The 22553-nt window shown below is 73.5% G+C and carries 25 protein-coding genes and 1 tRNA gene; 11 read left to right on the forward strand and 15 right to left on the reverse strand.

The window, feature by feature from the left end; all coding sequences use genetic code 11:
• Positions 1-179 precede the first annotated feature (179 nt).
• The 3 genes from fmdA to Ae717Ps2_RS02245 all read right to left on the reverse strand — a co-directional run bounded on the left by fmdA (position 180) and on the right by Ae717Ps2_RS02245 (position 2952).
• A complete protein-coding gene (gene fmdA, locus Ae717Ps2_RS02235; RefSeq protein ID WP_075332971.1) occupies positions 180-1433 on the reverse strand; it encodes a formamidase in 1254 nt (417 codons plus the stop codon).
• A gap of 39 nt (positions 1434-1472) precedes the next feature.
• The gene (locus Ae717Ps2_RS02240; RefSeq protein ID WP_083695556.1) at positions 1473-1757 is read right to left on the reverse strand and encodes a zinc ribbon domain-containing protein; all 285 of its coding nucleotides are present in this window, start codon (positions 1755-1757) and stop codon (positions 1473-1475) included.
• Positions 1758-1854: 97 nt separating this feature from the next.
• The gene (locus tag Ae717Ps2_RS02245) at positions 1855-2952 is read right to left on the reverse strand and encodes a substrate-binding domain-containing protein (protein ID WP_075332972.1); all 1098 of its coding nucleotides are present in this window, start codon (positions 2950-2952) and stop codon (positions 1855-1857) included.
• Between the two features lie 72 nt (positions 2953-3024).
• Here Ae717Ps2_RS02245 and Ae717Ps2_RS02250 point away from each other — a divergent pair, with 72 nt between their 5' ends.
• Positions 3025-3507: a MarR family winged helix-turn-helix transcriptional regulator gene (locus Ae717Ps2_RS02250; RefSeq protein ID WP_075308355.1), complete on the forward strand. Its 483-nt coding sequence runs from the start codon at positions 3025-3027 to the stop codon at positions 3505-3507.
• Between the two features lie 61 nt (positions 3508-3568).
• Here the strand turns inward: Ae717Ps2_RS02250 and Ae717Ps2_RS02255 are convergent, their stop codons facing one another.
• Positions 3569-4549, reverse strand: a complete 981-nt coding sequence (locus tag Ae717Ps2_RS02255; RefSeq protein WP_020623866.1) for a ribose-phosphate diphosphokinase — start codon at positions 4547-4549, stop codon at positions 3569-3571.
• Positions 4546-6030, reverse strand: coding sequence for a bifunctional UDP-N-acetylglucosamine diphosphorylase/glucosamine-1-phosphate N-acetyltransferase GlmU (glmU, locus tag Ae717Ps2_RS02260; RefSeq protein ID WP_233147722.1), 1485 nt, complete (start codon positions 6028-6030; stop codon positions 4546-4548). Before glmU ends, Ae717Ps2_RS02255 begins: the two co-directional genes overlap by 4 nt.
• Positions 6031-6372: 342 nt before the next feature.
• On the opposite strand from glmU, the gene Ae717Ps2_RS02265 reads away from it, so the two are divergent.
• Positions 6373-6891, forward strand: coding sequence for a L,D-transpeptidase (locus Ae717Ps2_RS02265; RefSeq protein ID WP_226363057.1), 519 nt, complete (start codon positions 6373-6375; stop codon positions 6889-6891).
• Positions 6892-6995: 104 nt separating this feature from the next.
• Positions 6996-7439, forward strand: a complete 444-nt coding sequence (locus Ae717Ps2_RS02270) for an OsmC family peroxiredoxin (protein ID WP_075308353.1) — start codon at positions 6996-6998, stop codon at positions 7437-7439.
• A 120-nt stretch (positions 7440-7559) separates the two neighbouring features.
• On the opposite strand, the gene Ae717Ps2_RS02275 is transcribed toward Ae717Ps2_RS02270, so the two are convergent.
• On the reverse strand, positions 7560-8129 hold the full coding sequence (locus Ae717Ps2_RS02275; protein ID WP_233147414.1) for a phosphotransferase: 570 nt from the start codon (positions 8127-8129) through the stop codon (positions 7560-7562).
• 402 nt (positions 8130-8531) lie between these two features.
• Positions 8532-8602, reverse strand: a tRNA-Gln gene (locus tag Ae717Ps2_RS02280).
• Positions 8603-8762: 160 nt separating this feature from the next.
• On the opposite strand from Ae717Ps2_RS02280, the gene Ae717Ps2_RS02285 reads away from it, so the two are divergent.
• The 4 genes from Ae717Ps2_RS02285 to Ae717Ps2_RS02300 are packed head-to-tail and all read left to right on the forward strand — an operon-like array spanning position 8763 to position 12666.
• On the forward strand, positions 8763-10037 hold the full coding sequence (locus Ae717Ps2_RS02285) for a class I SAM-dependent methyltransferase (RefSeq protein WP_233147415.1): 1275 nt from the start codon (positions 8763-8765) through the stop codon (positions 10035-10037).
• 1 nt (position 10038) lies between these two features.
• Complete coding sequence (locus Ae717Ps2_RS02290) at positions 10039-10878, forward strand: sugar phosphate nucleotidyltransferase (RefSeq protein ID WP_075332973.1); 840 nt, start codon at positions 10039-10041, stop codon at positions 10876-10878.
• Between the two features lie 57 nt (positions 10879-10935).
• The gene (locus Ae717Ps2_RS02295) at positions 10936-11610 is read left to right on the forward strand and encodes a PIG-L deacetylase family protein (RefSeq protein WP_075308349.1); all 675 of its coding nucleotides are present in this window, start codon (positions 10936-10938) and stop codon (positions 11608-11610) included.
• A gap of 30 nt (positions 11611-11640) precedes the next feature.
• Positions 11641-12666: an NAD(P)-dependent oxidoreductase gene (locus tag Ae717Ps2_RS02300; RefSeq protein ID WP_075308347.1), complete on the forward strand. Its 1026-nt coding sequence runs from the start codon at positions 11641-11643 to the stop codon at positions 12664-12666.
• A 128-nt stretch (positions 12667-12794) separates the two neighbouring features.
• Here Ae717Ps2_RS02300 and Ae717Ps2_RS02305 read toward each other — a convergent pair whose 3' ends face one another.
• The gene (locus tag Ae717Ps2_RS02305; RefSeq protein WP_139320165.1) at positions 12795-13349 is read right to left on the reverse strand and encodes a DUF6578 domain-containing protein; all 555 of its coding nucleotides are present in this window, start codon (positions 13347-13349) and stop codon (positions 12795-12797) included.
• 164 nt (positions 13350-13513) lie between these two features.
• Between Ae717Ps2_RS02305 and Ae717Ps2_RS02310 the strand changes: the two genes are divergently transcribed.
• A complete protein-coding gene (locus tag Ae717Ps2_RS02310) occupies positions 13514-13783 on the forward strand; it encodes a DUF2277 domain-containing protein (protein WP_075308343.1) in 270 nt (89 codons plus the stop codon).
• On the opposite strand, the gene Ae717Ps2_RS02315 is transcribed toward Ae717Ps2_RS02310, so the two are convergent.
• The 4 genes from Ae717Ps2_RS02315 to Ae717Ps2_RS02330 all read right to left on the reverse strand — a co-directional run bounded on the left by Ae717Ps2_RS02315 (position 13771) and on the right by Ae717Ps2_RS02330 (position 16536).
• Entirely contained in the window at positions 13771-14292 is a 522-nt protein-coding gene (locus tag Ae717Ps2_RS02315) for a DUF6578 domain-containing protein (protein WP_139318819.1), read from the reverse strand. The two genes, Ae717Ps2_RS02310 and Ae717Ps2_RS02315, sit on opposite strands and share 13 nt — an antisense overlap.
• A 95-nt stretch (positions 14293-14387) precedes the next feature.
• The gene (locus tag Ae717Ps2_RS02320) at positions 14388-14804 is read right to left on the reverse strand and encodes a RidA family protein (protein ID WP_075332975.1); all 417 of its coding nucleotides are present in this window, start codon (positions 14802-14804) and stop codon (positions 14388-14390) included.
• Positions 14801-15565 (reverse strand): IclR family transcriptional regulator, encoded by a 765-nt coding sequence (locus Ae717Ps2_RS02325; protein ID WP_075312388.1) that lies wholly within the window; start codon positions 15563-15565, stop codon positions 14801-14803. Before Ae717Ps2_RS02325 ends, Ae717Ps2_RS02320 begins: the two co-directional genes overlap by 4 nt.
• Entirely contained in the window at positions 15562-16536 is a 975-nt protein-coding gene (locus Ae717Ps2_RS02330; protein ID WP_198932126.1) for a sugar kinase, read from the reverse strand. The genes Ae717Ps2_RS02325 and Ae717Ps2_RS02330 overlap by 4 nt, the downstream gene beginning before the upstream one ends.
• A gap of 122 nt (positions 16537-16658) precedes the next feature.
• Here Ae717Ps2_RS02330 and Ae717Ps2_RS02335 point away from each other — a divergent pair, with 122 nt between their 5' ends.
• From Ae717Ps2_RS02335 to Ae717Ps2_RS02345, 3 genes are read left to right on the forward strand one after another with little or no spacing between them, the layout of a single operon-like run.
• On the forward strand, positions 16659-17906 hold the full coding sequence (locus Ae717Ps2_RS02335; RefSeq protein WP_075308337.1) for an alanine racemase: 1248 nt from the start codon (positions 16659-16661) through the stop codon (positions 17904-17906).
• Complete coding sequence (locus Ae717Ps2_RS02340; RefSeq protein WP_075332976.1) at positions 17906-19555, forward strand: amidohydrolase family protein; 1650 nt, start codon at positions 17906-17908, stop codon at positions 19553-19555. Before Ae717Ps2_RS02335 ends, Ae717Ps2_RS02340 begins: the two co-directional genes overlap by 1 nt.
• Positions 19543-20967 carry a GntP family permease gene (locus tag Ae717Ps2_RS02345; protein WP_075332977.1) on the forward strand — a complete coding sequence of 475 codons (1425 nt, stop codon included), beginning with the start codon at positions 19543-19545 and terminating at the stop codon, positions 20965-20967. Before Ae717Ps2_RS02340 ends, Ae717Ps2_RS02345 begins: the two co-directional genes overlap by 13 nt.
• Here the strand turns inward: Ae717Ps2_RS02345 and Ae717Ps2_RS02350 are convergent.
• From Ae717Ps2_RS02350 to nthA, 3 genes are read right to left on the reverse strand one after another with little or no spacing between them, the layout of a single operon-like run.
• A complete protein-coding gene (locus Ae717Ps2_RS02350; protein WP_075308331.1) occupies positions 20964-21269 on the reverse strand; it encodes a nitrile hydratase accessory protein in 306 nt (101 codons plus the stop codon). The two genes, Ae717Ps2_RS02345 and Ae717Ps2_RS02350, sit on opposite strands and share 4 nt — an antisense overlap.
• Positions 21256-21915, reverse strand: a complete 660-nt coding sequence (gene nthB, locus Ae717Ps2_RS02355; RefSeq protein ID WP_075332978.1) for a nitrile hydratase subunit beta — start codon at positions 21913-21915, stop codon at positions 21256-21258. The genes Ae717Ps2_RS02350 and nthB overlap by 14 nt, the downstream gene beginning before the upstream one ends.
• Positions 21912-22493 (reverse strand): nitrile hydratase subunit alpha, encoded by a 582-nt coding sequence (nthA, locus tag Ae717Ps2_RS02360; protein ID WP_075332979.1) that lies wholly within the window; start codon positions 22491-22493, stop codon positions 21912-21914. The genes nthB and nthA overlap by 4 nt, the downstream gene beginning before the upstream one ends.
• Positions 22494-22553 lie beyond the last annotated feature (60 nt).

Genomic DNA, 22553 nt, shown 5'->3' on the forward strand with positions numbered 1-22553 from the left:
GCTCCTCGAAAGACGTTCTGCGACAGGTGCGCGCGGCGAGGAGCCGACCGGGATCGGCCCACGTCGATCACGGCGGGTCTAGGTGCACCCGCCCTCGCCGCGGAGATGCCGAGAAGAGTACGCCAGGCCCGTGGGCGTCCCGGGGTCAGCCCCCCCGCGACGACCACGGGCCCCGCTGGTCAGGCCACCGAGTGGGGGACTCCCGGACCCGGGTCGATGCGGTGTGGGCCGTTCTTGCCGGGCTTGACGTCGAAGTCGAAGATCCCGGTCGGGAGGTAGACCGTGGAGCAGGAGTTCGGGATGTCGACGACGCCGGAGAGCCTGCCCTCGATCGGTGCGGCCCCGAGGATCATGTACGCCTGGATCGGGGAGTAGCCGAAGTTCGTCAGGTAGTCGATCGCGTGCAGGCAGGCCCGCTGGTAGGACAGGTGCGAGTCGAGGTAGCGCTGCTCGCCGTCGAGGGTGACCGAGGTGCCGGAGAACGCGATCCACTCGCTGTACTGCGGGTCGGTGTTGCCGGGCACGAAGATCGCGTTCTCGCTCACGCCGTAGGTCGCCATCCCGCCCTTGATGACGTCGACGTGCAGGTCGATGAAGCCGCCCATCTCGATGGCGCCGCAGAAGGTGATCTCACCGTCGCCCTGGGAGAAGTGCAGGTCGCCCATCGACAGGTTCGCGCCGTCGACGAACACCGGGTAGAAGACCCGGCTGCCCTTGGTGAGGTTCTTGATGTCCTGGTTGCCGCCGTTCTCCCGGGGCGGTGCGGTGCGCGCGGCCTCTGCGGCGGCCCGGTCGAAGTCGGCTCCGGTCAGCGAGCCGAGGATCGCCGAGCCGGGGTTGGGCGGCAGGGCCAGCGGCGGCACCCGGTCCGGGTCGGTGTCGATCAGCGCCTGCTCGCGGGCGTTCCAGCGGCCGAGCAGCTCGGGCGAGGGCGCGGTCCCCATCAGTCCGGGGTGGACGATCCCGGTGAACGACACCCCCGGGACGTGCCGGGAGGTGGCCGTCCCGCCCCGGAAGTCCCAGATGACCTTGTAGGCGTCGGGGAACTGCTCGGTGAGGAAGCCGCCGCCGTTGCGGGTGGCGAACACGCCGGTGTAGCCCCAGCCCTGCCCGGCCAGTGGTCCGGAGTCCTCCTGGGGGATCGGGCCGACGTCGAGGATGTCGACGATCAGCAGGTCACCCGGCTGCGCCCCCTCGACGGCGATCGGCCCGGACAGCACGTGCACCCCGTCGAGCGGGGCGTCGAGGATGTCGTCGGCGGAGTCGTCGTTGTGGATGGCGCCGTCGAACCACTCGCGGCAGTCGACGCGGAAGGTGTCCCCGGGCTTGACGTGGACCTGCGCCGGGATGTCGGGGTGCCACCGGTTGTGGCCGGTCAGCTGCTGGTCGGTGAAGGACCTGGTGCTGTCGAGGGGGAAGACGTTCCTGGGCATCGGGCACTCCCGGGGTCGGTGCGGACGCGGGCGGGGCGGTCAGGGTCGCGGCAGGCCGCGGGTGGCCGGGTGCAGCGGCGGCCCGCCGGGGCGCAGCGGACGCGGCGGCGGGGCGGAGACGACCTGGGGCTCGTGGGCCGTCGCCGTCGTGCGGTCGATCAGGGCGACGCGGCCGCGGTCGGCGAGGCCGAGCATCGGCGCGGTGATGACGCGCGGGGACGCCTCCCCGCAGGTGGGGCAGCGCGCCGTCGCGGGGGCGCTGCCGATCGGGTGCCGTTCCTCGACGGGGCCGTCGGCCCCGCACCGGTAGACGTAGAGCGCCACGGTCGTACCTCCCGGCACGTCGGGCGACCCGACATGCATCCGAGGAAATAATTTCCTGGGAAAGTACGACCGACGGGCCGGGGTGTCAACGCGGGCGTCAGAGTTGCTGGACGACGTCCCACGCCACCCCGTCGGCGACGGCGAGGAACACCTGCTGGCGCAGGTGCCGGCCGTGCACCTCGACGGTCCCGCGCGGGCTCTCGTAGGCCAGCCCCTCGGCGACCGCGGTCATCGCCGGCACCTCCGGCGACCCGGCCCGGCGCATGAGCTCGGTCAGCAGCCGGACACCCTCGTAGCAGGACTCGCCGAGGCTGTTGAGCACCGGTGCGTCCGGGCCGAAGCGGTGGGCGTGCGCGGCCGCGAAGTCCAGCCCCGACGCCGTCGCCAGGTCCTCGAAGTAGCCGGTCGAGGTGAGCAGGCCGCGGGTGTTCTCCGGGCCCGAGGCGAGCAGCACGTTCTCCTCGATCAGCGAGCTGAAGCGCAGGATCTCCCGGTCCAGCCCGACGGCCCCGAAGGCCCGGTTGAACTCGACGGCGTCGTTGCCGATCAGGAGCATCAGGACCGCGTCGCAGCCGCTCGCCTCGACCCGGTGCAGCACGCGGGAGAAGTCCTCGGTGCCGAGCGGGACGTACATCTCGTCGCAGACCGTCCCGCCGATCCGGCGCAGGTGCTCGGTCGCGACCCGCGCGGACCGGCGGGGCCACACGTAGTCGTCGCCGACGATCGTCCAGCGGCGCACCCCGGCGGCCGCGGCGAACCAGCTCAGCGACGGGCCCAGCTGCAGGTCCGGGGTCTCCCCGGTCAGGAACAGCCCCGGCCGCTGCTCGCCGCCCTCGTACAGCGCCGTGTAGGCGTAGGGCACGCGCCCGCGGATCCGGGGTGCGACGGCCTCGCGGACCGCCGAGATGTGCCAGCCGGTGACCGCGTCCACGGCCCCCGCGCTGACCAGTGCGTCGAGCTCCGCGGCGACGACGGCGGGTGGCGCACCGCCGTCGACCGGCACCAGGTTCAGCTCCCGGCCGAGCACCCCGCCCGCGGCGTTGACCTCCTCGGCCGCGAGCGTCGCGCAGGACTCGCACGACGGGCCGAAGATGCCGGCCGGACCCTGGAGCGGGACGACCAGCGCCACGTTGAGCACCTCGCTCCCGCGCGCCGGCACCGCCGTCGCGCGCCCGGGGGCCGGGGTCGGAGTCATGCAGGTGACGCTATCCATCGTGGCCTCGCCCACCCACCCCCTCGGGCGAAAACGTCCGGTTACGATGCGCTCATGGCGGAGCCCGCGGAGCACGTGCGGCCGTCCGGGGACGAGTCGCTGCGGCTGCTCTGCGCGGTGGGCCGGGCCCTGGACCAGGAGCTCGACGACGCGCTGCAGGCCTGTGGCTCCGAGGTCGAGCAGTGGCGGGTCCTGGGGTTCGTGGCGCGGGGCGGCGCGACGATGAGCGCGCTCGCCGAGCACGCACTGCTGCTGGCGCCGCGGGCGACCAAGCTCGTGGACCGGATGACCGCGGCGAACCTCGTGCACCGCAGGCCGGACGCCGTCGACCGGCGCCGGGTGCTGGTCGTCGCCACCGAGCGGGGCCGCGCGGCGCTCGCGGAGTGGGACGCGGCGGCGGCCGGGGTGCTGGAGCGCTACCGGGACCTGCTGGGCCCCGACGCCGCCCTGTTCGACGACGTCCTGGGCCGCCTGCAGGGCGCGACCGGGCGGCCCGGTGTGCCGGGGCAGGCCGGGCTCGTCGCGACCGAGCGCTGACCCGGACGACCGACGGCGCCCCACCCGGAGGCGGAGCGCCGTCGGCGGACGCGCGGGGTGCTCAGGCGTTGCCGTCGAACAGGCTCGTGACCGAGCCGTCCTCGAACACCTGGTGGATCGCCTCGGCCAGCAGCGGGGCGATCGGGAGCACGGTCATGCTGTCGAAGCGCTTCTCGTCCGGGATCGGCAGCGAGTCGGTGAAGATGACCTCCGACGCGCCGCAGTTGGCCAGGCGCTCGGTGGCCGGGCCGGACAGCACACCGTGGGTGGCGGCCACGATCACGTCCGAGGCGCCCTCCTTGAGCAGCACCTCGACCGCCTTCGCGACGGTGCCACCGGTGTCGATCATGTCGTCGATGACCACGCAGCAGCGGCCCTCGATCTCACCGACCACCCGGTTCGCGACGGCCTCGTTCGGCTTGCGCGGGTCCCGGGTCTTGTGGATGAACGCCAGCGGGGTCCCGCCGAGGGTCTCGGCCCAGCGCTCGGCCAGGCGCACCCGGCCGGAGTCGGGGGAGACGACGGCGAAGTTCCCGTTCGGCCGGGTGCTCTTGATGTGCTGGGCGAGCACCGGCAGCGCGAACAGGTGGTCGACGGGGCCGTCGAAGAAGCCCTGGATCTGCGACGTGTGCAGGTCCACGGTCAGGATCCGGTCGGCACCGGCGGTCTTGAACATGTCCGCGACGAGGCGGGCCGAGATGGGCTCGCGACCGCGGTGCTTCTTGTCCTGACGGGCGTAGCCCCAGAACGGCATGACCGCGGTGATCCGCTTGGCCGACCCGCGCTTGAGCGCGTCGACCATGATCAGCTGCTCCATGATCGCGTCGTTGATCGGGGCGGAGTGCGCCTGGATCACGAACGCGTCGCTCCCGCGGACCGACTCCTCGAAGCGGCAGAAGATCTCACCGTTCGCGAAGGAGTAGGCGGACTGCGGGGTGACCGTGACGTCGAGCTCCTTCGCCACGTGCTCGGCGAGCTCCGGGTGCGCCCTCCCCGAGAACAGCATCATGTTCTTCTTGGGAGTGCCTGCGATCGCGCTCACCGTGCGGTGCCTCCTCGGCTGAGGTCTCTCGGGTCTGTCGTACCGGCGGAGGTGGTGTGACCTGCGCCGTCGCTGCTGGTCGTGCCGTTCGTGGACGGGTCGCTGCCCGCCCGCTGTGCCGCCTCGGCGGCGGGGGTGCCGGGCCGCTTGCGCGGCACCCACCCCTCGATGGTGCGCTGTGGCCCACCGGACACCGCGAGCGCCCCCGGTGGGACGTCGGCGCGGAGCACGGTCCCGGCGCCGGTGTACGCGCCGTCCCCGACCGTGACGGGGGCGATGAACATGGTGTCCGACCCCGTCCGCACGTGGGATCCGATGACGGTCCGCTGCTTGCGGACGCCGTCGTAGTTGACGAACACCGACGAGGCGCCGATGTTGCTCATCTCGCCGATCGTGGCGTCGCCGACGTAGGTCAGGTGCGGGACCTTGGTGCCCGCGCCGATGTCGGAGTTCTTGACCTCGACGAACGTGCCGATCTTGCCGCGCTCGCCGAGGACGGCGCCCGGGCGGAGGTAGGCGAACGGCCCGACCGAGGCGCCGGGGCCGATCCGGGCCTCCGACCCGTGGGTGCGGACGACGCTCGCGCCGGCCCCGACGACGGTGTCGGTGAGCGTCGTGTCGGGACCGATGACCGCGGCCTCGCCGACCTCGCACGCACCGTGCAGCTGGGTGCCCGGGTGCAGCACGACGTCGGGTGCCAGCCGCACGTCGACGTCGACCCGGGTGGTGGCGGGGTCGACCACGGTGACCCCGGCCAGCATCCACTCACGCAGCACGCGGCGGTTCAGCTCGGCGCCGAGCTCGGCGAGCTGGACGCGGTCGTTCACGCCGCGCACGCGCCACTCGTCGTCGCAGCGGAGGGCGTGCACCGTCCGGCCCGCGGCGACGGCGGCGGCGACCAGGTCGGTGAGGTAGAGCTCCTGCTGGGCGTTGTGCGCGGCCAGGCCCGTGATGCCCGCGCGCAGGAACTCCGCGTCGAAGGCGTAGACCCCGGAGTTGATCTCGTTGATCGCGCGCTGTTCCGGGGTCGCGTCGGCGTGCTCGACGATGCCGGTGACGGAGCCCCCGCTCCCGCGCACGATCCGGCCGTAGCCGGTGGGGTCGGGGACCTCGCAGGTCAGCAGGGTGACCGCGGCGCCGTGGTCGGTGTGCTCGGTGACCAGCGCGGACAGGGTCGCGGTGTCGAGCAGCGGGACGTCGCCGTAGGTGACCAGGACGGTGCCGGTCAGGTCCGCGGGGAGCGGGGTGAGGCCGCTGCGGACCGCGTCGCCGGTGCCGAGGCGCTGCTCCTGGACGGCGGTGGTGGCGGTGCGTCCGAGGGTGGCGGAGATGTCGCGGACGGCCCGCTCCACCCGTTCACGCTCGTGTCCGACGACGACCACGAGGTGCTCGGGTGCGGTACCGGCCAGTGCGTGCGCGGCGTGGCCGAGCATGCTGCGCCCGCCCAGCTCGTGGAGCACCTTCGGCGTCGACGACCGCATCCGCGAACCCGCACCCGCCGCGAGGACGATGCCGGCCGCGACCGCCGCCGTTCCGGGGGCCGGTCGGTCACCGGTGCCGGCCCGGTCGGGTTCGGGCATGTTCGGTTCCTCCTGCCGGACTCGCCGCCCGTGCCGGGCGGTGGACGCGGGACGCGCCGTGCCGGTACGGCATCGTACGGGGACGGCCCCGGGGAACCCGGCGGGCCCGTCGCCCGGTGGTGACGGCGTCCAAACCCAAGATCAACCCTTCGGGTGGTAACCGGTCGGTCGCCGGTCTCGTTCCACGGTTCAGACGACGGCGACCGACCGGTCACCGTCCGCGATGCGGATGAGCGGAGTGCGATGACGCGCGAGGTCGAGGGACGCCGTCGGCGGCCCCGGGTGATGACGGTCCTGGCCACGGTGGTGGCCCTGGTGCTGGCCGGGCTGACCGCCGGGATGATCGGGACCGCGTCCGCGGCGCCGACGGAGTCCGACGCCGGGCCGGGCCGCACCGAGGGCACGCCGTGCTCGGCGGCCGCGCGCGCCTGCGTCGACCTCGCGAACAGCACGGCATGGCTGATCCGCGACGGGAAGATCGAGGCGGGACCGGTGCCCGCGTCGTTCGGCAAGAAGGGGCAGCGCACCCCGGCGGGGGTCTTCCAGGTCCAGTGGAAGAACAAGGACCACCGCAGCCGGGAGTTCAACAACGCGCCGATGCCGTTCGCGGTCTTCTTCGCCCCCGGCGGCATCGCCTTCCACGAGGGCAATACCGAGACCGAGTCCGCGGGCTGCGTCCGGCTGTCGCGGGAGAACGCCGAGCGCTGGTTCAACTCGCTGCAGGTCGGCGACCGGGTCGAGGTCACCAACATTCCGCAGTGACGTGTGGCGTTGTTTCCGCCCCAGGGGTGGCGGGAACGGCTCGGGCGGAGAACACTTCCGACTGATCGGTTGTGCAAAACCGATTCTGACGACACGGAGGACTCATGCCCACGCGCAGCGCCCGCACCGCCTGGAACGGCACCCTGGAGCAGGGATCCGGCCAGGTGGAGCTGTCCAGCTCCAAGGTCGGCACCTACGAGGTCAGCTTCCCGAAGCGTGCCGCCGACGAGGCCGGCGGCACGACCAGCCCGGAGGAGCTCATCGCGGCGGCCCACTCGGCCTGCTTCGCGATGCAGCTCTCGGCGAACATCGCCGAGGCCGGCGGGACCCCGGAGTCGCTGGAGGTGTCGGCCGACGTCTCGCTCGGCCCGGACAAGGACAACGGCGGCTTCAAGCTGACCGGCATCACCCTGAAGGTGCGCGGTGAGGTCTCCGGCCTCGACGCCGACGGCTTCGCCAAGGCCGCCGACGCCGCGAAGGCCGGCTGCCCGGTCTCCAAGGCACTGACCGGCGTCGACATCACGCTGGACGCCGCTCTCGAGAGCTGAGAACACCCCCGCGACGCCCCCGCCCGGACCTCGGACGGGGGCGTCGTCGTGCCCGGGGCGGTCGCCGTCGGACATCCGCCGCAGCACGGCGACCGCGCAGGCGGGCTCCCCGGGGCGGGCTCAGCGACTACGCAGCAGCCGGTCCAGCGTGCGCAGGCCCAACCTGCTCAGCGCCGGGGCGGAGGTCCGGTAGTACCAGCCCAGGCCCATCGCCTGCGCGAACGCCCAGGCCCGTCCCCGCGCCCACTCGACGGGGCCGCAGCCCAGCTCCGTGCGCAGCAGCTCCCGCGGCCCGTCGTCGAGCAGGTGCCACGCCGCGACGAGGTCGAGCGCAGGGTCGGCCGGGCCGAATCCGCCGCCGTCGAGGAGGCCGGTGAGCCGGCCGTCGGCGACGACCACGTTGCCGGGGATCAGGTCGCCGTGGGACATCACGTCCGGCCCGGCGCGGGGCAGCACCCGGAACTCCGCCCACATCCGACGGAGCGGGCCGACGTCGAGCAGGTCGGCGGACTCGGCGAGACACGTCGCCATCCAGGCGTCCTGGTCCGGCAGATGCCCGCCGCGGCCGTCACCCGCGAACCGGCGCCCGCGGGTGTCGGCGGCGCGCAGGCGGCGCAGCAGACCGGCCAGGTCGACGGCGAATGCGGCCGACCGGCCGGGGTCGTCGGCGTCGGCGGTGCGGCCCGGCACCCAGGTCTGGACCGACCACGGCAGCGGGTAGCCCCGTGTCCGGGGTTGCCGATCCCGACCGGCTCGGGCGTCGGGACCGGGCTGCAGGCGGCGAGCTCCCGGGCCGCGGTGGCCTCGGCCACCAGCCGCTCGCGCACCGCCGCGGTGTCGTGGCCCTGCAGCGGGAACCGGGCCGCGAGGCCGTCCCCGACCCGGTGTATGGCGTGCACGGTGCCGCTGCCGGGGGCCGGGCGCACGGGCAGGTGGCGCAGCGCGGGGAACGAATCGTCGACCAGACGGCGGGCGGTGGTGGCGTCCACCCGCGCCTCGTCGATGTGCATCATCGCGGGGGAGTGCACCACCGGGACGGTGCGGCGGGCGAGCGGATTACGTCCGCGGGCGGAGGTGTGGGTGCGCGGCTTGCTCCGCCGCCAGGATTCGAACCTGGACCATCGGAACCAAAATCCGAGGTGCTGCCGTTACACCACGGCGGATCGTGGGCCCCGCCATCGTGACACGTGCGCGACGGCGTCCTCGCAGCGCACCCGCCCCGCGCAAAGCCTGTGCATGGTCCTGATCACGGACAAACACCCACGAATGGGTGACATTCACCCCGGGCGTGCCGCCCGCGCGTCGAGTTGTCAGACTCGCTGCGTGCTGAACACGGATGCCTCCGGGACGACGTCGTCGATCGGGTCCGGAACCGCGTTGACGTGCCGCCTCTGCGGCACGACCGACCTGCGCAGCTTCTGCGACCTGGGTGCCACGCCGCCCTGCGAGCTGTTCCTCACCGAGGAGACGGCACAGCAGCCCGAGCAAACCTTCCCGCTGCACGTGCGGGTGTGCAACTCGTGTCTGCTCGCCCAGCTGCCGCCGGAGATCAGCCCGGAGGAGACGTTCTCCGAGTACGCGTACTTCTCCTCGTTCAGCTCGTCGTGGGTGGAGCACGCCCGGCGCTTCGTCGACTCCGCGCAGCAGCGGGCCGGGCTGGACTCGGGTTCGTTCGTCGTCGAGGTCGCGTCGAACGACGGCTACCTGCTGCAGCACGTCGTCGCGAAGGGCATCCGCTGCCTGGGGGTCGAGCCGAGCGTGAACGTCGGGGAGGCCGCCAGGGAGAAGGGCGTGCCGACGCTCACCGCGTTCCTCACCCCGGAGACCGGCGCCCGGGTGCGTGCCGAGCACGGCCCGGCGGACCTGGTCTGCGGCAACAACGTGTTCGCCCACATCCCCGACGTCGTCGGCTTCGCGCAGGGACTGCGCGCCATGGTCGCCGACGACGGCTGGGTCTCCATCGAGGTCCAGCACCTGCTCACGCTCGTCGAGCGCAAGCAGTTCGACACGATCTACCACGAGCACTTCCAGTACTACACGCTGCTCACCGGGCAGCGGGCGCTCGCCGCGGGCGGGCTGACCCTGGTCGACGTCGAGCTGCTCGACACCCACGGCGGCTCGATCCGCATGTGGGCGCGCCCGGCCGAGATCGCCGGCGAGCCGAGTGCGAAGGTCAGCGAGGTCCTGGCTGCCGAGGCAGCGGCCGGGCTGCACACGCCGGAGGGCCACGACGGGTTCGCCGAGGCCGTCTCCACCATCCGCGACGACCTCGTCGCCTTCCTCATCGACGCCCGCCGCCAGGGCAAGCGCGTCGTCGGCTACGGCGCCCCGGGCAAGGGGAACACCCTGCTCAACTACTGCGGCATCCGGCCCGACCTGGTCGAGTACACCGTCGACCGCAACCCGTACAAGCACGGGCGGCTAACGCCGGGGACCCGGATTCCGATCTCTGCCCCGGAGCGGATCGCGCAGGACCGCCCCGACCACGTCCTGATCCTGCCCTGGAACCTGCGCACCGAGCTGATCGAGCAGCTGTCCTACGTCCGTGAGTGGGGCGGCACGCTGGTCTTCCCGATCCCGTCGCTCGAGGTGGTCTGACGTGAAGGTCGTCCTGTTCTGCGGTGGATACGGCATGCGGATGCGTGACGGCGCCTCCGACCTCCCGAAGCCGATGCACCCGGTGGGCCCGCGGCCGCTGATCTGGCACGTGATGCGCTACTACGCCCACTTCGGCTACACGGACTTCGTCCTGTGCCTGGGCTACGGCGCGCACCACATCAAGAACTACTTCCTCCACTACGACGAGACCGAGTCCAACGACTTCGTGCTGCACCAGGGCGAGGTCGAGCTCATGGGCAGCGACGTCCAGGACTGGAACATCACGTTCGTCCACACCGGTCTGGACTCGCCGATCGGTGAGCGCCTGCGCCGGGTGAAGGCGCTGGTCAAGGACGAGGAGATGTTCCACGCGAACTACGCCGACGTCCTCACCGACGCCCCGCTTGACCGGATGGTCGAGCAGTTCGCCGGCACCGACGCCGTCGGGCAGCTGATGGCGGTGCCGCCGCAGTCGGCGTTCCACTGCGTCGACGTCGACGACAACGGCAGGCTCGAGTCGATCACCACGCTGCAGGAGATGCCGATCTGGGAGAACGGCGGCTATCTCATGTTCCGGCCGGAGATCTTCGACTACCTGGAGAAGGACTGCGACCTGATCGCCGACGCCGCCGCCCCGCTCGCGCGCAAGGGACGCATGTCGGCCTACCGGCACCGCGGCTTCTGGCAGCCCGCCGACACCGTCAAGGAGCGCAACGCGCTGGAGGCGGCGTACCAGAGCGGTGCGCGGCCGTGGATGCTGTGGGAGTCCTACGAGGCCGACCAGGACCCGCTGCAGGCAGCCATCGCCCAGATGCACCGCAGCAGCCACCAGCGCGACTGAGCGAGCCGTCGGTACGAACGACCACTGCTCGCGGAACTCCGGGGGGAACGAGAGACCGTGCTGAACCTGCTGCCCGAGCGGTTGGACCGCATCCTGCTGCTCGGCGCCCACTGTGACGACATCCCGATCGGGGCCGGCGGGATGCTCCTGGAGCTGTGCCGTGCCTACCCGGGGGTGCACGTCACCGCGCTGGTCCTGACCGGTGCGGGGTCGCTGCGCGAGGAGGAGGAACGGGCCGCGCTGGCCGCGTTCACCCCCGGCGCGCACCTCGACGTCATCGTCATGGACCTGCCCGACGGCCGCGTCCCGCAGCACTGGGAGCGGGCGAAGATGGCGCTGGAGGACCTGCGCAGCCGCAGCGAGCCGGACCTGGTGATCGGCCCGTCGCCGCACGACGCCCACCAGGACCACCGGACGCTGTCGCAGATGATCCCGACCGCGTTCCGCGACCACCTGACGCTCGGCTACGAGATCCTCAAGTGGGAGAGTGACCTCGCCCAGCCGACCGTCTTCCTCCCGCTGTCGGAGCCGGTGCTCACCGAGAAGATCGCCAAGCTCCACGAGCACTACGGCAGCCAGCGCGACCGGACCTGGTTCGACGACGAGACCTTCCGCGGCCTGGCCAGGGTGCGTGGCGTGCAGTGCCATGCCCGCTACGCCGAGGGCTTCCACGTCCAGAAGCTGACGCTGTCGCCGGCGCCGATGGTCGGCTCCGAACCCGGCGGCTTCTGACCCCGCACACACTCCGAGAAAGGGACATACATGCGCGTACTGCTCACCGGGCACCAGGGCTACCTCGGGACCGTGATGGCGCCCCTGCTGGCGGCCGCGGGTCACGAGGTGACCGGCCTGGACTCCGGGCTGTTCGCCGACTGCGTGCTGGGTTCGCTGGACACCCCCGACGTCGAGGGCTTCAGCACCGACCTCCGCGACGTGACCGTGGAGCAGCTCTCCGGGTTCGACGCCGTCGTCCACATGGCCGCGCTGTCGAACGACCCGCTGGGCTCGCTCGCGCCGGAGATCACCTACGACATCAACCACCACGCGTCGACCCGGCTGGCCCGGCTGTCGAAGGAGGCAGGCGTCGGCCGCTTCGTCTACGCCTCCACCTGCTCGGTCTACGGCGCCCAGTCCGGCGACGACCTCGTCGACGAGGACGCCCCGCTCAAGCCGGTCACCCCGTACGCGATCTCCAAGGTCCGCGTCGAGGACGACCTGGCCGAGCTCGCCGACGCCGACTTCGTGCCGGTCTCGATGCGCAACGCGACCGCGTTCGGGTTCTCGCCGCGGCTGCGCGCCGACATCGTGCTGAACAACCTGGTCGGCCGCGCGATCCTGACGAACGAGGTCACGGTGCTCTCCGACGGCACCCCGTGGCGCCCGCTCGCGCACGCCGAGGACATCGCCGGCGCGGTGGTCGCCGCGCTGGCGGCTCCGGCGGACGTCGTCCGGGCCCGGGCCTACAACGTCGGCACCGAGCGGAACAACCGGACCGTCGCCGAGATCGCGCAGGCCGTGATCGACGCCGTCCCCGGCTCGACGCTCAACATCACCGGCGAGGCCGGCAACGACCCGCGCAGCTACCGGGTCGACTTCGCCCGGGCCCGCAAGGAGCTCGGCTTCGAGGCGTCCTGGACGATCCCGGCCGGTGCCGAGCAGCTCGCCACCGAGTACCGGAACCGCGGCCTCACCCAGGACGCGTTCGACAAGTCCTTCACCCGGCTCGCGGTGCTCAACCGTCGTCAGGCGGCGGGGGAGCTCGACGGGTCGATGCACGTCGTGAAGTAGGACCGCTCGGCCGACGGCCCGTTCCGCGCTACGGTCGCGGGGCGGGCCGTCGACGTCTCCAGGAGCCGGGTCTTCAGGGGCCCGCGGCCCGGCTCACGTCTCCGGATCGATCAGGATGACGCGGGTACTCACGCCCCCACGTGCAGGTCGACGACGATGCCGGTCTCGTACCGCCCCGGCTGTGGCACCCCTGCGAAGAACCGCTGTCCCGACCGGGCCGGGGCGCCCACTCGCGGCGCGGGCCGGGCGAACCAGCGCGGGCTCGCGTCGACGTCCCGGACGGCCACGCTGCCGGGGACGGGGCTCAGCGCGTACGTGCCCCCGGGATCGGCTGCGAGCTCGTAAGAAAGGACCCGGAGACGGCGCACCCGGCCGGTCACCGGGGGGAGGTCCTCGGGGAACACGTGAGCGGCACCGGACAGGTGGCCGCGCAGGCGGTGCTCACCGGGTGGCGGTGCCGCAGCGGTGTGGCCGCCGCCCCAGGCCGCGACCACGCCGTCGCGGTGCAGTCGGGGCGCGGGATCGTGCGGCACGACGGACCACAGGTGTTCGGCGGAGAAGGGGTGATCGGTGGACGGGACGAAGAGCACCCGCCAGGTGGCCTGCTCACCCACCACGGGCGGTGGGGCGCAGCACTCGATCTCCCAGGACTCGACGACGATCTCGATGACAGGGTCGGACATCGGTGAGAAGCCGGCGCACTCGACGAGCCGGGGCGCGACGGCCCCGGGCACCGGGGCCACGACGGTAACCCGGCCGGTGCCCCCGTGGCACCCCGGTTACTGCGTCGACCGGCCGCCGCGCGCTACCGTCGCGGGGCGGGCCGTCGACGTCTCCAGGGGGAGCCATGTGCCGCAACATCCGGACCCTGCACAACTTCGAGCCGCCGGCCACACCCGACGAGGTGGATGCCGCCGCGCTGCAGTACGTCCGCAAGATCTCGGGGGCGGCGAAGCCCTCACAGGCCAACGCCGAGGCGTTCGAGAGGGCGGTCGCCGCCGTCGCCGAGGCGACGAGGGAGCTGCTCGACGGGCTCACCACCACCGCCCCGCCGAAGGACCGCGAGGTGGAGGCGGCGAAGGCCCGGGCGCGGGCGGAGCTGCGTTACGCGCGCTGATCCAGCGCGAGGTCGAGCAGCAGGCCCGTCTCCGTGCGGCCGGGGCCGGTCGTCCACGCGAACCGGTCCGGTCCCTCGGCGACGTCGCGCAGCTCGACCGATCCCGGGACGCGCTCGAAGGCGTTCGTGCCGTGCCACGGGGCCCGGCGCATCTCGTGCGACATGACCCGGATTCGCTCGATCCGGCCGCGCACCGCGCCCGGGTCCTCGGGACGGCGACCCCCGTGCGCGGTCGCGAACAGCGCACCGTGCAGCAGTCGGATCCCCGGGGCGGGTGGCGGTTCGTACTCGGACAGCCAGCGGGCGTGGAGGCCGTCGCCGCCGTCGAGCCAGATCTGACCGCCCCGGGCCGGGGTGTCGTGGGTGACGGTCCAGAGCAGCTCGCATGCCGGGTCGTAGCCGGGGCAGAGGTCGAGCCACCACTCGGAGAGGTCCCCGAGCCGCGGAGGCGGCAGGCAGCAGCCGTACTCCCACTCGCTGACCTGGACCTCGACGACGTGACGCGGCACGTGTGGAGCCTCGCACGCGACGGACCACCGCTCGACACCCACCGAGACGCACGTTTCCGCCCTGCCGGGGGCGAGAACGTGCGTCTCCACGAGCCCTACGCGGCGGGAGCGGCCAGGGCGTCGATCTCCACCAGCATCTCGGCGTGGGGCAGGCCCACGAAGACCGTCGTCCGTGCGGGGAGCGCGGCGCCCTCCGGGACGTAGCGGGAGACGAACTCGCCGTAGGCCTCGTTCATCGCGGTGAAGTGCTCCCGCTCGGTGAGGTACACCCGGAACATCAGGACGTCGCCGACGGACGCGCCGCCCGCCTCCAGGATGGCGCGGACGTTCTCCAGGGTGCGCAGGGTCTGGACGTGCACGTCGCCGGGCGCGATGTACTGCTTCGTGGCCGGGTCCATCGGGCCCTGGCCCGAGACCTGCAGCAGCCCGCCCCGGCGGACGCCCTGGCTGAAGGTGTGCGCCGGCGCGGGCGCGTCGGGGGTGGAGACGGCGCCGTCGGCGGTCGTGCTCATACGGGGGGTTCCTCTCGGGTCGGGCGCCAGCCGAGGTCGCGGGAGATCGTCCCGGTGACGGCCAGCAGTGACGGGACCAGCTCCATCAGCTGGTCGTAGCCGGCGACGATGGTCGGTACGGACACCGACACCGCCGCGACGACGGTTCCGGCCGGTCCGCGGACCGGCGCCCCGATGCAGTTGATCGAGGCCTCGTTCTCCTCGCGGTCCTGCGCCCAGCCCTGCTCGCGCACGCGGGCGAGCTCGGCCAGGTAGGTCTCGCGGTCGGTGATCGTGTTCGGGGTGCGGGTGGGGAAGTCGATCTCGTCGAGCACCCGGTTCCGCTCGGCGGCGGGCAGGTCGGCGAGCAGCACCTTCCCGGCGGCGGTGGAGTGCACGGGTCCGCGCAGACCGACCCGCGACGCCATGCGCACGTTGTCGAGGGACTCCAGCTTGTCGATGTAGACGATCTCGTCGCCGTCGCGCTCGGACAGGTGCACGGTGTGGCCGTGGGCCCGGTTGAACGCCTGCAGGTGCGGTGCGGCGACCGTGCGCACCTCGCGCTGGTCCAGCCCGCGCGAGGACAGCTCGAACAGCCGCGAGCCGAGCCGGTAGCGGTGGTGGTCGTCGCGGTGCACGAAGTGCTCGTCGGCCAGGGTGCGCAGCAGGCGCAGGACGGTCGTCTTGTGCACCTCGAGCGCCGTGGCGAGCTCGTCGAGCGAGGCCGGGCCCTCGCCGAGGAGCACCAGGATCCGCAGCGCCTTGGTCAGGCTGGTGCTCACCCGGCCCACCGGTCGGCGGTCACGCGCAGGGCCGCCCAGGCGTCGTCGTCGAGGTCGAGCAGATGCTCGGGCAGTGGAGCGGCGGAGTCCCCGGGGACGACGAGCACCGCGGCGGCGCCGAGGTGGCCGCGGCGCAGGCAGCGGCCCACGTCCTCGCCGCGGACCAGGCCGGTGAGCAGACCGGCGGCGAACGCGTCGCCCGCCCCCACCGGCTCGACGACGTCGACGACCAGCGCCGCGCGCTCGGTGACCGCGCCGTCGCGGTGCACGGCCAGCGCGCGCCGAGGACCGTCCTTGACCACGACCAGCTCCGGATCGGGCAGCAGTGCGCGCAGCCGCGCCGGGTCGTCGGTGCCGAACACCCGTTGCGCCTCGTCCGCGCCGACCAGGAGGACGTCGGCCCGGCCGGCCAGCGCGACCACCGGGGCGGGGTCGCCGTCGGGCCACATCTGCTCGCGCCAGTTCACGTCGAACGACACCCGGTACCGGCGCGGGTGGGCCAGCAGCGTCTCCAGCGTCGCGGCACAGGACGGCGACACCGCGGCGGTGATCCCGCCGACGTGCACCCAGTCCGCGTCGGCGATCCGGTCGCGCACCGCGGGCGTCTCCAGCAGCTCGGGGCCGGCCGCCGAGGCCGCCGACCCGGCCCGCCGGTAGGTCATGACGGTGCTGCCGTCGGGGCCGGGGGACTTGGCGTAGCGGCCGGTCGGGTGGTCCGGGTCGACGCCGATCCCGCCGGTGTCGACCCCGGCGGCGGCGAGCGTGCGCGCCACCAGGTCGCCGTGCGGGTCGGCGCCGAGGCGACCGACCCATGCCACCGTGACTCCGGCGGCGGCCAGGTCGAGCGCGGCGTTGACCTCCGCGCCCGCGGCCTGTGCGGGGGCCCGTGGGTCGTCGACGGCGGCCGCGTCGGGGACCAGGGCGAGGGCCTCGCCGAAGCACACCACGGCGCTCCGGCCCGGGATGTCCACTGCTGGGTTCTCCTCCGCCGTCGTTGACCGATCCGTCGCGGCGATGCTAGAACAGCCCGACCAGAATACGCAACTAGCGCTGCGAAATACGCAACGCTCCTGCTCGTAGGGGGGAGAACGGGATGCTCCGGTACGCGTCGCTCGGCGCCGAACGGCCCGGACCGTACGCCAAGTCCGTCCCGCCGCTGCCCGGCACCGTCGACGAGTGGCTCGCCGGTGGGCCGCGGCTGTCGGACCTGGCGACACCCGTCCTCACCCTCGACCGGGCGGCCCTGCACGCCAACGCCGAGCGGATGGCCGGCTGGTGTGCCGCGCACGGCGTCGACCTCGCCCCGCACGGCAAGACGACGATGGCCCCGGCCCTGTGGGACCTGCAGCTGCGCCACGGCGCCTGGGGGATCACCGTCGCCACGCCGTGGCAGGCGCGGATCGCGATCGACGCCGGCGTGCGACGGGTGCTGCTGGCGAACGCGCTCGTCGACCCGGCCGGGGTGCGCGCCGTGGCCGCAGCCCGTGACGCCGACCCGGACCTGGAGGTCCTCAGCTGGGTCGACTCGGTCGACGCCGTCGCCGCGATGACCGCCGCGGCGGGATCACCGGCACGGCCGCTCGCGGTCGCCGTCGAGCTGGGGGCCCCTGGCGGGCGGACCGGTGCGCGGACCCTCGACGAGGCCGAGCGGGTCGCCGCGGCCGTCGTCGCGAGCCCGGCGCTGGTGCTGGCCGGGGTCGGCGGCTACGAGGGGGCACTCGCGCACGACCCGTCCGCGGAGTCGCTGGCGACCGTCCGCGCCTACCTCGAGGACCTCGCCACGCTGCACCGGCGGCTCACCCCGTCCTACGGGACCGACGAGGTCGTGGTCACCGCGGGCGGCAGTGCCTACTTCGACCAGGTCGTCGCCGCGCTGGCCGGGCTCGCCGACGCGCGCACCCGCGTCGTGCTGCGCTCGGGCGCCTACCTCGTCCACGACGACGGCTTCTACCGCGGCATCTCCCCGCTGGCCCGCGACGACGAGCAGCGCCCGTTCCGCTCGGCGATGCACGTGACCGCCCGGGTGGTGTCCACCCCCGAGCCCGGCCTGGCGCTGCTCGACGCGGGCAAGCGCGACGTCCCGTTCGACGAGGGGCTGCCCGAGCCGCAACGCATCGCCGACGACCTCGGGGCGCCGTCGCGGCCGCTGACCGGCACCGTCACCGCCGTCAACGACCAGCACGCGTTCCTGCGCACCGAGGAGCCGGTCCGGATCGGGCAGGTCGTCCGGCTCGGACTCTCGCACCCGTGCACCGCGTTCGACAAGTGGCGCTGGATCCCGGTGCTGGACGGTGCGGATCCCGACCCGCAGGTCGTCGAGCTCGTCCGGACGTTCTTCTGATGGGCACACTGCTGCGCGGCGGCACCGTCGTCGACGGGACGGGTGGGCCCCGGTACACCGCGGACGTGCTCGTCGAGGGTGACCGGATCGCCGCCGTCGGACCGGACGCGGCCGGGCGGGCCGGGCGGGCCGACCGGGTCGTCGACGTGGCCGGACTGGTCGTCGCCCCCGGGTTCGTCGACATGCACGCCCACTCCGACCTGCGCCTGCTCACCGAGCCCGCGCACCTCGCGAAGGTCTCGCAGGGCGTGACCACCGAGGTCCTCGGCCAGGACGGGCTGTCCTACGCCCCCGTCGACGACGCCGTGCTGCCCGTGCTGCGCCGCGCGATCGCCGGCTGGAACGGCGATCCCGGCGCGGACTTCCTCACCTGGCGCACCGTCGCCGAGTACCTGGACCGGCTCGACGAGGGCATCGCCGGCAACGCCGCCTACCTGGTCCCGCACGGCACGGTCCGTGCGCTGGTCTGCGGCTGGGACGACCGGCCCGCCACGCAGGCGGAGATCGCCCGGATGGCCGACGTCGTCCGCACCGGCATGGCCCAGGGCGCGGTCGGTCTCTCGGCCGGGCTCACCTACACCCCCGGTATGTACGCCGACGGCGCCGAGCTCGCCGCCCTGTGCGCAGCGGTGGGGGAGCTGGGCGGCTTCTTCTCCCCGCACCACCGCAGCTACGGCGCGGGCGCGCTGGAGGCCTACGCCGAGATGGTCGACGTCGCCGAGCGGTCCGGGTGCGCGCTGCACCTGGCCCACGCCACGCTCAACTTCGGCCCCAACAAGGGCCGGGCCGGGGAGCTGATCGCGCTGCTCGACGCCGCCGTCGCCCGCGGCGTCGACATCACCCTCGACACCTACCCCTACCTGCCCGGCGCGACGACGTTGTCGGCGATCCTGCCCAGCTGGTGCCAGTCCGGTGGTGTCGACGCGGCCCGTGAGCGGCTGCGCGACCCGGCGGCGCTCGCCCGGATCCGGGAGGACCTGGAGGTCCACGGCTCCGACGGCTGCCACGGCGTCGTCGCGGAGTGGGAGACGATCGAGATCAGCGGGGTCACGAACCCCGAGCTCGCCGGGCTGGTCGGGCGGACGATCGCCGACATCGCGGCCGCTGCCGGACGGGACCCCTTCGACACCTGCGTGGACGTCCTGCTCCGCGACGACTTCGGGACCGGGATCCTGCAGCACGTCGGACACGAGGAGAACGTCCGCGCGATCATGCGCCACCCGCGGCACACCGGCGGCAGCGACGGCCTGCTCGTCGGCGCGAAGCCGCACCCGCGGGCCTGGGGGACCTTCCCCCGCTACCTCGGCCACTACTGCCGCGAGCTGGGGCTGTTCTCCCTGGAGGAGTGCGTCCACCACCTCACCGGACGCGCCGCCGACCGGCTGCGCCTCGCCGACCGCGGCCGCGTCCGGCCGGGCCTGGCCGCCGACCTGGTGGTGTTCGACCCGGACACCGTCACCGACACCGCCACCTTCGCCGAGCCGGCCCAGCAGGCGGCAGGCATCCCGTACGTGCTGGTCAACGGGGCCTTCGCGATCGACGGCGGGGAGCGCACCGACGCGCTGGCCGGCCGCGCGCTGCGCCGCCGGGCCGACGGCCGGACAGCACCGGGCACCCATCTCACCGGAGGACACCGATGGCCTTCCTGAACTGGCTGCAGAACGACACGGCCGGCCTGTTCACCCTCGCCGCCGTCAGCGTCGCGCTGCTCCTGGTGCTGATCATGCGGCTGCGCCTGGAGCCGTTCATCGCGCTGATCGTGACCGGCGTGCTGGTCGCCCTGGTCGCGGGCGTGTCGGTCACCGAGCTCGTCGGCACCCCGATCAAGGCGTCGGACTCGCTGTTCGAGAAGGGGTTCGCCGGGATCCTCGGCCACATCGCCCCGATCATCGGCCTGGGCACCGTGCTCGGCGCGATCATGGAACGCTCCGGTGGGGCGGACGCCCTGACCGAGCGGCTGCTCCGGCTGTTCGGGCCGAAGGGCGCGCCGCTCGCGATGGGCATCACCGGGCTCGTGCTCGGCATCCCGGTGTTCTTCGACATCGGCATCTTCGTGCTCGCGCCGCTGGTCTACGTGGCCGCGCGCCGTGGCGGTCGCTCGCTGGTGCTCTACGCGATGCCCATGCTCGCGGGCCTGTCGATGACCCACGCGTTCCTGCCGCCGCACCCCGGGCCGGTCACCGCGGGCGGGCTGCTCGGCGTCGGCATGGGCTGGGTGATCGCGATGGGCCTGCTCTGCGGCATCCCCGCATGGCTGGCCGGCGGCGTCTGGTGGGGCTCGTTCATCGGGCGGCGGGTCCAGGTCGACGTGCCCGAGGACCTGCCCGGCGGGAGCGGTCCGGCCGCCGGCCCGTCCGGTCCCGCCGGTACCGCGGTCGCGGTGACCGCGCCCCCGTCGGTAGCGCTCATCTCCTCGATCATCGCGGTCCCGCTGGTGCTCATCCTCGCCGCGACCGTCGCGGGGGTGGCGCTGCCCGAGGGCACGGTGCTCCGTGACGTGCTCGTGCTGCTCGGCACCCCGGCCATCGCGCTGACGCTGTCGGTGCTGCTCGCGCTGTACCTGCTCGGCATCCGGCGCGGGACGTCGATGGCCGAGCTCGGCCGCATCTCCGGCGAGTCGCTGCGCCCGGTCGGGATGATCCTGCTCGTCGTCGGAGCGGGGGCGTTCTTCGGCAAGGTCCTGCAGACCACCGGCGTCGGCGACGCACTGGCCGGCTCGATGACCGCGATCGGGCTGCCGGTGATCGCCTCGGCGTACCTGATCAGTGCGGCGCTGCGGATCGCCCAGGGCTCGGCGACCGTCGCCATCGTGACGACGGCGGGCATCATCGGCCCGACCGTCGCCGCGGGCGGCTACAGCCAGCCGCAGCTCGCGCTGATCGTCGTCGCCGTGTCGGCCGGGTCGATCATCGCCAGCCACGTCAACGACGGTGGGTTCTGGATCGTCGCCAAGTACTTCAACATGACGGTGAAGCAGACCCTGATGACCTGGACGGTGCTGGAGACGATCCTGTCCGTCGTCGGGTTCGCCGCGGCCGCGCTGGTGTGGGCGCTCGTCTAGGGGCCCAGCGGGTCGGCGTCGAGCGTGACCGGCGCGCCGTGCGGGGTCGCGACGGCGGCGCGCAGCCAGGCGCCGGTCCGCTCGTCGACCGTGTCGCGGTCGGCGACGCCGAGCCCGTCGAGCAGGTGCTCCAGCGCGGCGAGCCAGGCGTCCCAGTAGTCCAGGCCGGTGTCCAGCTCGGCCCCCAGGGTCTCGGCGAACTCCTGCCGGTCCAGCGTTCCGGTGTCCTGCAGGGCCACGGCCAGCGCGAACGCGTTCGCCTGCCAGGGCTCGTCGAAGACCGGGCCGTCAGACGGGCTCAAGGTAGGACTCCCAGGCGTCGACGGAGACGGTCGTGGTGGGGTCGGCGTCCGGGCCCCACAGCTCGGGACCGGTGAACACCACGGTGTAGAGCGGCTCCGGGCACTCGCCGAGGCCGTGCGCGCGGGCGTCGGGCAGCACGTGGGTCCCGCGGTGCGCCTCGACGGTCCCGCTGCGGCCGCGGACGTAGCGGGGGAGCCGGGTGTGCCCGCGCGGGTGCATCACCCGGGCCCGCACCCGGTCGCCGGGGGCGAACCGCGGCGTGCCGGCGGCGTCGCGTTCGGTGGGGGCGCCGGTCGCCAGCACCCGGGCGACGGACCCGGCGTCCAGTGCGGCGGGCGCGTCGGCCCGCGGGCGCAGCGGGCGGCCGGCCTCGAGCTCGTCGGCACCGACCAGGCCGTGGGTGACCAGCAGCTTCTCGGTCGCCGCGAGCCAGATCTCGTAGTAGGTCAGCGTCAGGTAGACCGGCGGGGGGAGCGACTCGCGGGCGTGCCGGGACTCGTCGATCGACCAGCAGCCCGGGCGGGCCGCGGCGAGGGTCAGCGCCAGCACCAGCGGTTCCCAGCCGGCGTGGAACCGGACGTCCTCCGGCTCGGGCTCGACGGGCCCGAAGCCCATCGCGCCGCCGAGGTCGTGCGCGCCGTTCACGCCGACACCAGCCGGGTTCCGATCATGGCGTCCCGGGAGACGATCGCGGCGAGCTCGTCGACCGACCAGCCGTCGGTCCCGGCCGGGCGCTGCGGGACGACCAGGTAGCGCAGCTCGGAGGTGGAGTCGTGGACCCGGATCGCGACGTCGTCGCCGAGGGTGGTCCCGAAGTCGGCGAGCACCCCGCGCGGGTCCAGCACCGCCCGCGACCGGTAGGCCGGCGACTTGTACCAGACCGGCGGCAGACCGAGGACCGGCCACGGGTAGCAGGAGCACAGCGTGCAGACGACGAGGTGGTGCTCGCCCGGTGCGTTGAACACCGCCGCGAGGTGCTCGCCGCCCCGGCCGCCGTAGCCGAGTTCGGCGACCGCAGCGGTCGCGTCCTCGGCGAGCCGGGCCGCGAAGTCCGGGTCGGTCCACGCCCGGGCGACGACGTGCGCGCCGTTCCGCGGGCCCACCCGGTGCTGGTAGGTCTCGATGATCTCGTCGAGCGCGGCCGGGTCGACGTAGCCCTTCTCGACCAGGATCGACTCCAGGGCCCGGACGCGGGCGTCCACCGGCCGCAGCTCACCGCTCATCGGGCCGACGGTAGCCAGACCCGGTCCGGCCGTCGAGAGCACGACGGCCCGGCACCCACG

It is taken from the genome of Pseudonocardia sp. Ae717_Ps2 (assembly GCF_001932475.1).
In the GTDB taxonomy this organism is placed as follows: domain Bacteria; phylum Actinomycetota; class Actinomycetes; order Mycobacteriales; family Pseudonocardiaceae; genus Pseudonocardia.